10 protein-coding genes are annotated in these 13,320 nt (G+C 71.8%); 7 read left to right on the forward strand and 3 right to left on the reverse strand.

All coding sequences use genetic code 11. The features are described from left to right. From LXM50_RS11170 to LXM50_RS11195, 6 genes are all read left to right on the forward strand, one after another. Positions 1 to 1,140 (forward strand): carbohydrate ABC transporter permease, encoded by a 1,140-nt coding sequence (locus LXM50_RS11170; RefSeq protein WP_233311397.1) that lies wholly within the window; start codon positions 1 to 3, stop codon positions 1,138 to 1,140. After that, positions 1,137 to 2,015: a carbohydrate ABC transporter permease gene (locus LXM50_RS11175; RefSeq protein ID WP_233311398.1), complete on the forward strand. Its 879-nt coding sequence runs from the start codon at positions 1,137 to 1,139 to the stop codon at positions 2,013 to 2,015. Before LXM50_RS11170 ends, LXM50_RS11175 begins: the two co-directional genes overlap by 4 nt. Beyond that, positions 2,012 to 2,746 (forward strand): peptidase E, encoded by a 735-nt coding sequence (locus tag LXM50_RS11180; protein WP_233311399.1) that lies wholly within the window; start codon positions 2,012 to 2,014, stop codon positions 2,744 to 2,746. Before LXM50_RS11175 ends, LXM50_RS11180 begins: the two co-directional genes overlap by 4 nt. Positions 2,747 to 2,808: 62 nt before the next feature. After that, positions 2,809 to 4,671 carry a glycogen debranching N-terminal domain-containing protein gene (locus tag LXM50_RS11185; protein WP_233311400.1) on the forward strand — a complete coding sequence of 621 codons (1,863 nt, stop codon included), beginning with the start codon at positions 2,809 to 2,811 and terminating at the stop codon, positions 4,669 to 4,671. A gap of 137 nt (positions 4,672 to 4,808) precedes the next feature. Continuing rightward, the gene (locus tag LXM50_RS11190) at positions 4,809 to 5,519 is read left to right on the forward strand and encodes a 5-oxoprolinase subunit PxpA (protein WP_233311560.1); all 711 of its coding nucleotides are present in this window, start codon (positions 4,809 to 4,811) and stop codon (positions 5,517 to 5,519) included. 7 nt (positions 5,520 to 5,526) lie between these two features. Next, positions 5,527 to 7,095, forward strand: a complete 1,569-nt coding sequence (locus LXM50_RS11195; RefSeq protein WP_233311401.1) for an urea amidolyase family protein — start codon at positions 5,527 to 5,529, stop codon at positions 7,093 to 7,095. A 6-nt stretch (positions 7,096 to 7,101) separates the two neighbouring features. Here LXM50_RS11195 and hutI read toward each other — a convergent pair whose 3' ends face one another. The 3 genes from hutI to hutH all read right to left on the reverse strand — a co-directional run bounded on the left by hutI (position 7,102) and on the right by hutH (position 11,671). Further along, positions 7,102 to 8,265: an imidazolonepropionase gene (gene hutI, locus LXM50_RS11200; protein WP_233311402.1), complete on the reverse strand. Its 1,164-nt coding sequence runs from the start codon at positions 8,263 to 8,265 to the stop codon at positions 7,102 to 7,104. Between the two features lie 183 nt (positions 8,266 to 8,448). Then, positions 8,449 to 10,137 carry a urocanate hydratase gene (gene hutU, locus LXM50_RS11205; RefSeq protein WP_233311403.1) on the reverse strand — a complete coding sequence of 563 codons (1,689 nt, stop codon included), beginning with the start codon at positions 10,135 to 10,137 and terminating at the stop codon, positions 8,449 to 8,451. Then, on the reverse strand, positions 10,130 to 11,671 hold the full coding sequence (gene hutH / locus LXM50_RS11210) for a histidine ammonia-lyase (protein ID WP_233311404.1): 1,542 nt from the start codon (positions 11,669 to 11,671) through the stop codon (positions 10,130 to 10,132). The genes hutU and hutH overlap by 8 nt, the downstream gene beginning before the upstream one ends. Positions 11,672 to 11,961: 290 nt before the next feature. Here hutH and LXM50_RS11215 point away from each other — a divergent pair, with 290 nt between their 5' ends. After that, positions 11,962 to 13,296, forward strand: a complete 1,335-nt coding sequence (locus LXM50_RS11215; protein WP_233311405.1) for a cytosine permease — start codon at positions 11,962 to 11,964, stop codon at positions 13,294 to 13,296. The last annotated feature ends 24 nt before the right edge of the window (positions 13,297 to 13,320 follow it).

Consider the following 13,320-nt stretch of genomic DNA (forward strand, 5'->3'; position numbering starts at 1 on the left):
ATGGCCTCCTCCACCGTGCGGTCTCACCGTCCCGCAGGCCATCAGGGCCTGCGGCGCGGTGAGACCGCTTCGGGGTGGCTCTTCACCGCCCCGATGCTGATCCTGCTCGGCCTGTTCCTGGTCGTCCCGGTCCTGATGGCGCTCTGGGTGAGCGTGAGCGACTGGGGCGGACGGGGCTCGCCCTTCTCCGGCGGCGTCTCGTTCGTCGGCCTGAAGAACTACGCCGCACTGCTGCTCGGCGGCGGGCTCGCCGAGGCGGACTTCGGCATGAGCCTCAAGAACAACGCCTGGTACGTGATCCTCGTGGTCCCCTGCCAGACCGCCCTGAGCCTGTTCCTCGCGGTGCTCGTGAACCGCCAGATCCTCAAGGGCCGCGGCTTCTTCCGCACGGCCTTCTACTTCCCCTCGGTGACCAGCTCCGTCGCGATCACCGTCCTGTTCCTGTTCCTGTTCTCCACCACGGGCGCGGTCAACGCCGCGCTCGGCTGGCTCGGGATCAACGGGCCGAACTGGCTCAACGACCCGTCCGGAATCCTGCACTTCGGCGCGACCGGCGGACCCGCGGCGCTCACCCAGAACAGCTTCCTCGGGGTGTCGTTCTGGGACTGGATCGGCGGGCCCAGCGTCGCGATGTGCGTGTACATCATCATGGCCATCTTCACGACGAGCGGCACGTTCATGCTGCTCTTCCTCGCCGCGCTGCAGAACGTCTCGGGCGAGGTGCAGGAGGCGGCGATGATGGACGGGGCGAACGGCTGGCAGAGGTTCTGGCGGATCACCCTGCCGCAGCTGCGGCCGACCCTGTTCACCGTGCTCACGCTCGGCCTCATCGGCTGCTGGCAGATCTTCGACCAGATCTACACCGGCACGAGGGGCCAGCCCGCCAAGACCACCATCACGCCCGCGTACCAGTCGTACCAGTCGTCGTTCCTCAACCAGGAATGGGGGCAGGGCGCGGCGATCGCGTTCATCCTGTTCGTGATCATCATCGGCTTCACGCTCGTGCAGCGCTGGGTGCTGCGTGAGCGCCCCGTCTCGCGACGCCGCAACCGCCCCTATGTGGAGGCCGCCGAGCGCGCCGCCGCACACGCCGCAGCCGTCGACCGAGCGCCCGCCCCGAGCGAAGGAGCCCCGCGATGACCACCACCGCTCCCGCCCCGTTCGTCGCCCGGCGCAAGCGCCGGGGCACCGTGCGGATCGCCTCCACGTCGGTCCTGTACGCGCTGCTCATCGCTCTCGCGCTGGTCTACATCTACCCCTTCCTCATCCAGGTCGCGACGAGCTTCAAGACGGATCCGGACGCGGCGGGGAACCCGCTCGCGCTCGTGCCGCACACCTTCACGACCGAGGCGTACACGCAGCTGTTCCTGCGCAGTGACTTCCCGACCTGGTTCAAGAACTCGGTGATCGTGACGATCGTGGTCACCGCGGGCCGGGTGTTCTTCAACTCGCTCGCGGGCTACGCGCTCGCGCGGCTCCGCTTCCGCGGGCGCACCGTGGTTTTCGCCGGTCTCATCGCCGTCATGAGTGTTCCTGCGGTGGTGCTGCTGATCCCGAAGTTCCTCGTGATCAACACACTCGGCATGTACGACTCCTATGCGGGGATGATCCTGCCGCTCCTCGTGGATGCGGCCGGGGTGTTCATCATGAAGAACTTCTTCGAGTCGATCCCGGTCTCGGTCGAGGAGCAGGCGCGGATCGACGGCGCCGGCACCTTCCGGGTGTTCTGGTCCGTCGTGCTGCCGATGGCGCGCCCCGCCCTGATCACGATCGTGATCCTGTCCTTCCAGGGGTCCTGGAACGAGCTCGCGCACTTCATCGTGTCCACCCAGTCGCCCGAGCTCACGACGCTCACGAAGGGCGTCGCGCAGCTCGCGAACGGACAGCTCAGCCAGGGCCGCCAGTATCCGCTCAAGCTCGCCGCGGCGATCATCATGACCATCCCGGTGGCCGTGATGTTCTTCCTCTTCCAGAAGCGCATCATGAACTCGAGCGACGGGGCAGTGAAGGAATGACCGCCGACGCGCCCACGATCCTCGCCACCTGCGGCGGCATGGTCGACGGCGGCTGGCAGGACGCCGCCTACGGCCCCCTGCTGCACTTCGCCATCGAGCTCGCCGGCGTGACCGGGCGCGCTCCCCGCGTCGCGCACGTGAACACCGCCGGCGGTGATCCCCGCGTCGTCGAGGGCGCGGAGCTCGAGGCCGCCCGCGCGGCCGGCGTCGAGGGCAGCCACATCCGAGTGTTCCCGCACCCGAACCACGAACGCCTCGCCGAGCACGTGCTCAGCCGCGACGTGATCTGGGTGAGCGGGGGCAGCGTCGTGAACCTGCTCGCCCTGTGGCGGGCGCACGGTCTGGACGACCTGCTTCGGCAGGCGTGGGAGGCGGGCGTCGTGCTCGCCGGCGGATCCGCCGGCGGCCTGTGCTGGCATCGCGGCGGGACCACGACGTCGTTCGGCCCGGAGGCGCAGGTCGTCGCCGACGGTCTCGGCCTGCTCCCCGGCTCCTTCAGCCCGCACCACGACTCCCAGCCGTCCCGGCGCCCGGTCTTCCGCGATGCGGTCGCGTCGGGGCGGATCCCTCCCGGCTGCGGCGTCGACGAGGGCGTCGGCCTGCTCTACCGCGGCACCGAGCTCGTCGAGGTCGTGGCTGAGCGACCGGATGCGTACGCCTGGGCCGTCTCCGCCGACGGCTCCGAGCTGCGCCTCGACGCCCGCGTCCTCCCCTCCAGCCCCCTGTCCTGACCCGTCCTCATCCCCATCCGGCGGGCCCCGCGCCCGCACACCGCCCCTCACGAAGGAGCCCCATGACCGACACCCCGCTGCAGCCCCTCCTGAACGACGCCGTCATCGTCCTCCAGGCTCCGACCCAGGTGTGGTCGGACGAGACCGGAGACATGGGATCCGCGCCGATCCACGGGGTGTACCACGGCGACGTGCGGCATGTGCGGGCACTGACCGTCGCCGTCGAGGGCACGGCCGTCGAGACGATCGCCTGCTCCTCCCCCGCACCCCAGGGCGTCGTGTTCGCCGCGGTGCTGCGCGGCATCGACGACGATCAGCCGGACCCCAAGGTGCGCCTCGACCGCACCCGCACGGTGCGCGCCGGCGCCGTCGAGGAGCGGATCCGCGTCTCCTCGCATCGCGATGTCCCGGTACCGGTCTCCCTCACGGTGCGGATCGCACCCGACTTCGAGCCGCTGCAGCACGTCAAGGCCGGGATGGCCGATCGCGGGGCGTGGGGCTGGGACGGCGAGCGCGCCTCCTCAGGTGCGGCCTCGTTCGCACTGTCGGCCCCGGGGGCTGCGATCGCGGTCGAGGAGGCCTTCCTCGCGGTGCGCTGGACGACCGTGCTGGAGCCGCGCTCGACGGAGGAGTTCTCGTTCGAGCTGACCCTCGAGGACTCCACGCTGGTCGTGACCGAGCCCTCGATGCCGGCCGACGCCACCGTGCCCGCCACCACCGATCCGCGCCTGCGCCGCTGGCTGGACCGCGCCGCCGGCGACCTCTCCGCCCTGCGCCTCGCGCTTCCCGCGCACCCGGACGACGCGTTCTACGCCGCCGGCGCGCCCTGGTTCTTCACGCTGTTCGGCCGCGACTCGATCTGGGCGGCACGCCTTGCCCTGTCGCAGGACCCGTCGATCGCCGCCTCGACCCTGCGGGTGCTCGCGCGCCTGCAGGGCACGAAGAAGGACCCGGCGACCGCCGAGGCGCCGGGCAAGATCCCGCACGAGCTCCGCAGCGGCGCACTGTCGCTGCCGAACGAGGGCGTGCACCTGCCACCGCTGTACTACGGCACGGTCGACGCCACCCCGCTCTGGGTCTGCCTGCTCGCCGATGCGCGCGACGCGGGCATGCCCGAGGACGAGGTGCGCGAGCTGCTGCCCAGCCTGCGCGCGGCGCTGGGCTGGATGACCGATCATGGCGACGCCAGCGGATCCGGCTTCATCGACTATGTCGACGAGACCGGGCACGGCCTCGCGAACCAGGGCTGGAAGGACTCCGGCGACTCGATCCAGTGGCGCAACGGCCGGCTCGCCGAGGGCCCGATCGCTCTGAGCGAGGTGCAGGCCTACGCCTACGAGGCCGCGGTGAGGGGTGCGGAGCTGCTCGACGCCCTGGGCGAGGACGGCGGCGACGCACTGCGCAGCTGGGCCGCGGATCTGCGCACGCGATTCCGCACCGCCTACTGGGTGACGACGTCCGAGGGCCACTATCCCGCGATCGCGCTCGATGCGCACGGCGCCGCCGTCGACACCCTCACCAGCAACATCGGCCATCTGATCGGCACCGGTCTGCTGGATCCGGATGAGGAGCGCGCGTGCGCGGAGCTGCTGCTCCGGGACTCGATGTCCAGCGGCTTCGGGATCCGCACGATGTCGTCCGGCGCGGCGGGCTTCTGGCCGCTCAGCTATCACGGCGGCAGTGTCTGGGCGCACGACACCGCGGTCGCCGTGCACGGCCTGCTCCGCGCCGGTCTCCGCGCCGAGGCGGCATCGGTCGCCCGGCAGCTCGTGGACGCGGCCGAGGGCTTCGACTACCGGATGCCCGAGCTGCATGCCGGCGACAGCCGCACCCCCGGGGTCGCCCCGGTGCCGTATCCCGCGTCGTGCCGCCCGCAGGCGTGGTCCGCGGCGGCGGCCGTGGTGTGCGCGGAGGCGCTGGGCTGAGCCCCGCGGCTCCTGCGCGGGCGGATCCGCAGGCATCGGGATCTGCTCTACGCTGGCGATCGGGACCACGAGAAGCGGAGCCGACGGTGACTCTCGATCTGAACAGCGATCTGGGCGAGTCCTTCGCCGCCTGGCCGATGGGCGACGACGAGGCGATGCTGCAGGTCGTGACGAGTGCGAACATCGCGTGCGGCTTCCACGCCGGCGATGCGGTGACCGCACGTCGCACAGCCCGTCTCGCCGCCCGGAACGGCGTCGCGATCGGCGCGCACGTCGGCTACCGCGATCTCGCGGGGTTCGGCCGCCGGGACCTGGACGTGGATGCCGAAACGCTGGCCGACGAGACGCTGTATCAGATCGGCGCACTGCGCGCCCTCGCTGCCGCCGAGGGTGCGCGCGTCTCGTACGTGAAGCCGCACGGGGCGCTCTACAACCGCATCGTGCACGACGAGGTGCAGGCGTCCGCCGTGATCGACGGCATCCTCGCGGCCGGCGACGACCTCGCCGTGATGGGCCTGCCCGGATCCCGTGTGCTGCGGCTGGCCGCAGATCGCGGGCTGCGGGTGCTCCGGGAGGCGTTCGCCGACCGTGCCTACCGCGCGGACGGCACGCTGGTCCCCCGCTCCGAGCCGGGCGCCGTGCTGCATGACCCGGAGGCGATCGCCGCACGCGTCGTCGAGCTGGCGACCACGGCAACGATGACCGCCATCACCGGGGAGAGCGTCGCGATCCAGGCCGACAGCGTGTGCGTGCACGGCGACACGCCGGGTGCCGTCGCGATCGCGCGCGCCGTGCGCACCGCCCTCGACCGCGCCGGCGTCGAGGTCGCCCCTCCCGGCGTCTCCTGATCCGACGATGCGCATCCTCACCGCCTCCGATCACGCGCTGCTCGTCGAGGTCGACGATCTCGACGACGCGATCCGGCGGCACCTCGCCTGGGGTGAGGTCCCCGGCATCGTCGAGCTGGTGCCGGCGGCGCGCACCGTCCTGGTCCGGTACGACCCTGCGCGCACGTCGGCGGCGGCGCTGAGCGCGCGGCTGCGCTCGTGGCCCGCGCCGGAACAGCCGGCGACCGCGCACGGCGAGATCCGGATCCCTGTGCGGTACGACGGTGAGGATCTCCCGGCGGTGGCCGAGCTCCTGGGCGTGTCCGCCGCCGAGCTCGCCGCCCGGCATCGGGCGGCGCGGTGGCGGGTCGCCTTCTCGGGCTTCGCGCCGGGGTTCGGGTATCTCGTCGGATCCGATCCGCTCTTCGACGTGCCCCGCCGCGCCACGCCCCGCACCAGGGTCCCCGCGGGATCCGTCGGTCTGGCCGGCGCCTTCACGGGCGTGTATCCGCGGGAGAGCCCGGGCGGCTGGCAGCTCATCGGCCGCACCGAGGCAGTGGTCTGGGACGCCGACAGGGATCCTCCGGCGCTGCTCGCGCCGGGCACGGGGGTGCGGTTCACGCTGGCCTCACGTCCCCGGATCGTCCTCTCCGATGCGACACCGGCGCCGACGACGCGCAGGAGCGGCCCTGACGTGGACGAAGCCGGCCCGCGCGTCGTCGTCGCGGAGACGGCCTTCCCCATCCTCGTCCAGGACCGCGGACGACCGGGTCGCGCCGCCCTCGGCGTCTCGGGTTCGGGCGCGGCGGACCGCATCGCCCTGCGCGACGCGAACGACGCCGTCGGCAACCCGGCCGGAGCCCCGGTGCTGGAGCTGCTGGGCGGCGCACGGCTCCGGTTCGAAGGTCTGCGCGGAGGCGACGTCGCCGTGGTGACCGGCGCCGACGGTCCGCTCCTGCTCACCGGCGCCGATGGCGCGGAGCACGCGATCCAGAGGGGTGCGCCGTTCCCGCTCTCCCCCGGCGACGTGCTGGAGGTGGGCTTCCCGACGCGGGGGCTCCGCCGCGTCCTGGCCGTGCGCGGCGCGTTCGCGGTGCGCCGCACGCTCGGCAGCGCCTCGACCGACACGCTCGCGGGTCTCGGCCCTTCGCCTCTGCGGACCGGCGCGGCGCTCGGGATCGGCGATCCGCGCGCGGTCCGCGCCGCGGTGCAGCCGCTCCCGCGCGCACGGGCGCTGCCCGCGCCGGGCGAGGTCGTGGCGCTGCGGATCACGATCGGCCCGCGCGAGGACTGGTTCGCACCGAGCGCCGTCGAGACGCTCCTCGGCCAGGAGTGGGAGGTGACGCCGCACTCGGATCGCATCGGGCTGCGCCTGCACGGAGATGTCCCCCTCTCGCGGGCGGTACTCTCCGAGCTGCCCAGCGAGGGCGCGGTGACGGGTTCGCTCCAGGTCCCTGCCGACGGTCAGCCCGTGCTGTTCCTGCCCGACCATCCGCTCACCGGCGGGTACCCCGTCATCGGCGCGGTCGTGGATGCGGACCTCGATCTCGCCGGCCAGCTGCCACCCGGATCCCGGATACGCTTCGTGCTCGGCTGACGCCGATCAGGCGAACCGCACGCCGTCCTTCCAGACCGTCTCGACGAGCGGCACTCCTGGACGGTACGCGAGGTGCACGCGGCTCGGACTCTTCAGCAGCACGAGGTCGGCGCGCATGCCGGGGGCGATGCGGCCGATGTCGTCGCGGCGCAGGGCCGCTGCTCCGCCGGCGGTCGCGGCGTGGATCGCCTCGGCGACGGTCATGCGCATGTCGCGCACGGCGACCGCGATGCAGAACGGCATCGATGAGGTGAAGCTGGATCCCGGGTTCGTGTCGCAGGCGATCGCCACCGTCACGCCGGCGTCGATGAGCCGACGGGCATCCGGGTAGGGCTGCCGGGTGGAGAACTCCACGCCGGGCAGGAGGGTGAGGACGGTGTCCGATGCGGCGAGCGCGGTCACGTCGTCGTCGGTGAGGTAGGTGCCGTGGTCGATCGAGGCGGCGCCGAGCTCGACGGCCAGCTGCACCCCCTCCCCGGGGCCGAGCTGGCTCGCGTGCACGCGCGGCTGCAGCCCGCGGGCGATGCCGGCCTCGAGCACGCGGCGGGACTGCGGCACCGTGAAGGCGCCGGTCTCGCAGAACACGTCGATCCACTTGGCGTGCGGGGCGCAGGCGTCGAGCATCTCCCCCGTCACGAGGTCGACGTACTCGTCGCCGCGGTCGGCGTACTCGGCCGGCACCACGTGCGCGCCGAGGAACGTGACCTCGGGGGTGACCTCGGCGGCGAGGCGCACCAGGCGCTCCTCGGTCGCGACGTCGAGGCCGTAGCCGCTCTTGATCTCGACCGTCGTCGTGCCCTGGGCGAGCATCTCGTCGAGGAAACCGCGCAGGCGCGCGCGCAGCTCGTCATCGGTCGCGGCGCGAGTCGCGGCGACCGTGGAACGGATCCCGCCCGCCGCGTACTTCTGGCCCTGCATGCGGGCCTCGAACTCCGCGGCGCGGTCGCCGCCGAAGACGAGGTGGCTGTGGCTGTCCACGAAGCCGGGGATCACCGCGCGACCCGCCGCGTCGACGATCTCATCGGCATCCGGTGCGTCGGCCGCCGGGCCGACCCAGGCGACCCGCTCGCCCTCGACGAGCACGGCGACGTCGTGCAGCGTGCCGCAGACGTCGTCGCCCTCGGCGACGTTCGTCGTGAGTTCGCCGATGTTCGTGATCAGGATCCGCATGTCCTCAGCCTTTCGCAAAAGTGTCATCCGGAGCCGTTGAGCGAGTGAACGAGGCGAAACGCCGAGCCCTTGTGGGAACCACGTCTCGTCTCTTCGTCTCGCTTCGCTCGCTCAGCGCGACGCTCGGTTTGAGCGCTACGCGCGTCCTCGCTCAACGACCCCTGATCGATGTCCGAGCTCTGTTCAGAGCCCCATCGGGACCTTGAGACCGCGCTCGCGTGCGATGTCCTTCGCGTGGTCGTAGCCCGCGTCGACGTGCCGCATGACGCCGGTACCCGGGTCGTTGGTGAGCACGCGCTCGAGCTTCTCCGCGGCGAGCGCGGATCCGTCCGCGACGGTCACCTGACCGGCGTGGATGGACCGGCCGATGCCGACACCGCCGCCGTGGTGCAGCGAGACCCAGCTCGCGCCAGAGGCGGTGTTCAGCAGCGCGTTCAGGAGAGGCCAGTCGGCGATCGCGTCGGAGCCGTCCTTCATGGCCTCGGTCTCGCGGTACGGGCTGGCGACGGAACCGGAGTCGAGGTGGTCGCGGCCGATGACGATCGGAGCGGACAGCTCGCCCGAGGCGACCATCTCGTTGAACTTCAGGCCCGCCAGGTGGCGCTCCTTGTAGCCCAGCCAGCAGATGCGGGCGGGCAGTCCCTCGAAGTGCACCTTCTCGCCGGCCTTCTCCAGCCAGCGGTGCAGGGCGGCATCCTCGGGGAAGAGCTCCGCGATGGCACGGTCGGTCTTGTAGATGTCCTCCGGGTCGCCCGAGAGCGCGGCCCAGCGGAACGGGCCGCGGCCCTCTTCGAACTGGGGGCGGATGTACGCCGGCACGAAGCCGGGGAACTCGAACGCGCGGTCGAAGCCGCCGAGAACGGCCTCGGCACGGATCGAGTTGCCGTAGTCGAACACCGCGGCACCGGCGTCCTGGAACGCGACCATCGCCCGGACGTGCGCGGCCATGGCCTCGCGCGAGCGACGGGTGAACTCCTCGGGGTCGCGCTCGGCCTCGGCCTTCCAGTCGGCGACCGAGATGCCGATGGGCAGGTACGCGAGCGGGTCGTGCGCGCTGGTCTGGTCGGTGACGATGTCGATCGGCACGCCACGGCGGAACAGCTCGGGGAAGACCTCGGCGGCGTTGCCGACGATGCCGACCGAGAGCGCCTCGCCGTCCTCCTTGGCCTTGACGGCACGGGCGATCGCCTCGTCGAGGTCGGTGTAGTACACGTCGAGGTAGCCGTGGTCGACGCGGCGCGCGAGACGCGACTCGTCGACGTCCACGATGAGGCAGGCGCCGTCGTTCAGGGTCACGGCGAGCGGCTGCGCGCCGCCCATGCCGCCGGCACCGCCGGTGAGCGACAGGGTGCCCTTGAGCGAGTCCTTGCCGAGCGAGCGGGCCACGGCGGCGAACGTCTCGTAGGTGCCCTGCAGGATGCCCTGGGATCCGATGTAGATCCAGGATCCGGCCGTCATCTGGCCGTACATCATCAGGCCCTCGGCCTCGAGCTTGCGGAATTCGGGCCAGGTGGCCCAGTCTCCGACGAGGTTGGAGTTCGCGATGAGCACGCGCGGCGCCCACTCGTGCGTGCGGAACACGCCGACCGGCTTGCCGGACTGCACGAGCAGGGTCTCGTCGGGCTCGAGCTCGTCCAGGGTGCGCACGATCGCGTCGTACGCCTCCCAGCTGCGCGCGGCACGGCCGGTGCCGCCGTAGACCACGAGGTCCTCGGGGTGCTCGGCGACCTCGGGGTCGAGGTTGTTCATGAGCATGCGCTTGGCGGCCTCGGCGCCCCAGCTCTTCGCGGTGCGCTCGTTGCCGCGGGGAGCGCGGATCGAACGGGTCGGGTCCGACAGGGTCGGGCCGGCAGTGGTGGTGGTGTCAGTCATTCGCGTGCTCCTTCGCAATCGCAGCGATCTGGCCGGACTGCACGAGCGCAGTCACGGCCTCCATGTCAGGGCTGAGGAATCGGTCCGGGCCGGGGCCGCCGGCCACGGTGCGGACGAGGTCGCGGACCGCGCCGGTGGCGGGTCCGGCCTCGAGCGGCGCGCGCAGGTCGAGCGCGCGGGCGCCGGTGAGGATCTCGATCGCGAGCACGCGGCCGAGGCCGTCGATCGCGCGGCGGAGCTTGCGGGCGGCGGCCCAGCCCATCGAGACGTGGTCCTCCTGCATCGCGGAGGACGGGATCGAGTCGACGGAGGCCGGGACCGCGAGCCGCTTGAGCTCGGAGACGATGCCGGCGGCCGCGTACTGCGCGATCATCAGGCCGGAGTCGACGCCGACCTCGTCCGCGAGGAACGGGGGCAGGCCATGGCTGCGGGCGGGGTCGAGCGCGCGGTCGGTGCGGCGCTCGGCCACCGAGGCGACATCGGCGACGGAGATCGCCAGGAAGTCGAGCACGGCGGCGACCGGGGCGCCGTGGAAGTTGCCGTTGGACTCGATCCGGCCGTCGCTGGTGACCACGGGGTTGTCGACGACGCTCGCCAGCTCGCGCTCGGCGATCGTGGTGGCGTATGCGGCGGTGTCGCGGGCGGCGCCGTGCACCTGCGGCGAGCAGCGCAGCGAGTAGGCGTCCTGCACGCGGCCGTCCTCCGGGCCCTTGTGGCTGGCGACCATCGGCGAGGAGCCCAGGAACGCGCGCAGGTGCGCCGCGGAGACGGCCTGGCCGACCTGCGGGCGCAGCGCCATGAGGTCGGCGGCGAAGACCGCGTCCGTGCCGAGCTGCGACTCGATCGACATCGCGGCCGAGATGTCGGCGGTGAGGAAGAGGTTGTCCAGGTCGTGCAGCGCGAGCGACAGCATGCCGAGCATGCCGTCGGTGCCGTTGATGAGGGCGAGGCCCTCCTTCTCCTGCAGCTCGAGCGGCGCGATGCCGGCCATGGCGAGCGCGTCGGCCGCGGGGACGAGGTCGCCGGCGGCGTTGCGCACGTCGCCCTCGCCCATGCTGGCGAGCGCCACGTGGGCGAGCGGGGCGAGATCGCCCGAGCAGCCCAGCGAACCGTATTCGCGGACGATCGGGGTGATCCCGGCGTTGAGCATCGCGGCGTAGGTCTCGACGACCACGGGACGGACACCGGTGTGGCCCGAGGCGAGCGTCTGCAGGCGCAGCAGCTGCAGCCCGCGGACGACCTCGGTCTCGACCTCCGGGCCGGTGCCCGCCGCGTGGGAGCGGATCAGGCTGAGCTGCAACTGGCGGCGGCGCTCGGGGGCGATGAAGGTGGTGGCCAGAGCCCCGAAGCCGGTCGAGACGCCGTAGTGCGGCGTGGGGTCGGCGGCCATGCCTTCGATGACGCCGCGGGAGGCGGCGACGCGGTCGAGCGCACCGGCGTCGATGACGACGGGTGCGAGGTAGCGGGCGACGGAGACGACGTCCTCGGGGCGCAGAGGCGCCGCGCCGATGGTGACGGGGGAAGTGTGGGCCATGAGACGATTTCACACCCTCGTCTGTCGCTCGGACAGGGCCCAGGAGGACGTCCTGTCTGGGATCACAGACAAGTGGAGGAAAGGCTGCGCACCGCTCGGACCGGTCCCGTGGGACCCGGGAGGGATCGGGTTCGAGCGATCACAGATCCTCGGATGACCGCCGCCGCGACGGAGGAGATGTGCGCTCTGTCGATCGAACGATGAGATCAGTGCAGATCGCACATGGTGGGGCGGACGGCTCGTCACTAGCGTGAGCGGCACCATCCTCTTCCGCCCGAAGGAAACCCACCATGGCCCGCATCGCGCCGCACGACGACTTCGCCCTCTCCCGCGTGACTCCCGAAGCACGAAAGCCCTGGTTCGGCATCGCCGTGCAGCGCTTCGGCCAGGTCTCCGCCCTGTCGCAGTTCCTCCTCGGCGCGACGCTGGGATACGGGATGAGCTTCGGGGAGGCCGCGCTCGCGTTCCTGCTCGGATCCGTCATCCTCGAGGTCATCATGTGCATCGTCGGGTTCATCGGGCAGCGCGAGGGCCTGAACACGGCCCTCCTCGCCCGCTGGACCGGCTTCGGAGAGATCGGCGCGGCGCTCGTGGGCCTCGCGATCGGCATCAGCCTCATCGGCTGGTTCGGCATCCAGTCCGCGATCTCCGCGCAGTCGCTCGATGCGCTCATGCCCGGTGTGCTGCCGACCTGGCTGTGGAGCCTGCTGTTCGGCCTCGCCGTCACCGCCATCGTCGCGTTCGGCTTCCTCGGGATGCAGTGGCTCGCGAACATCACCGTGCCGCTGTTCCTCATCCTCGTGGGCTGGTCGGTCATCTCCGAGCTCAGCCGTCACGACCTCGGCACGCTGCTCACGAGCCCCGCGCCGGGCCCGCACATCAGCGTCTGGGCCGGCACCGGCATCGTCGCCGGCGGCCTCATCGTGGGTGCGATCATCACCGGCGACATGACGCGCTTCAACCGCTCCCGCGCCGATGTGGTCAAGCAGACCGTCGTGGGCGTCACGCTCGGCGAGTTCGTCATCGGCCTGGCCGGCGTGCTCCTCGCGCACGCCGCGAAGTCGGGCGACATCGTCGCGATCGTGACGAGCTCGGTCGGCCTCGTCGGCCTCATCATCGTCATCACGGGCACGCTCAAGATCAACGACTGGAACCTCTACTCCTCGGCCCTGGGTCTGGTGAACTTCGTCTCCACGACCTTCGGCAAGAACCTGCACCGCGTGACGACGACGATCGTGCTCGGCGTGGTCGGATCCGTCCTCGCCGCCGCCGGGATCCTCGGGCAGTTCACCCAGTTCCTCATCGTGCTGAGCGTCGCGTTCCCGCCGATCGCGGGCATCATGGTCGCCGAGTACTTCATCGTGCGCCGCTGGCGCGGCGAGCTCGACGCCAGCCGCGAGGAGGGCGTGCTGCCCGCCTCCGCCCCGCGCATCGTGCCCGCCACGATCGTGGTCTGGCTGGTCTCGTCGCTCGTCGGCTACTTCGTGACCTGGGGCATCCCGTCCCTCCTCAGCCTGTTCCTCTCGATGATCCTGTACATCGCGGCGGGCAAGCTGGGCCTCGTCCGCGGCGTCGGCGCCGTCCCCACCCGTCAGGCCGATCCCGCGGAGAGCGCGGCCGTCTGACCCCCAGACTCCGTCGCGGGGCGC

The organism is Microbacterium sp. Au-Mic1, from assembly GCF_021341785.1.
Classification (GTDB): domain Bacteria; phylum Actinomycetota; class Actinomycetes; order Actinomycetales; family Microbacteriaceae; genus Microbacterium.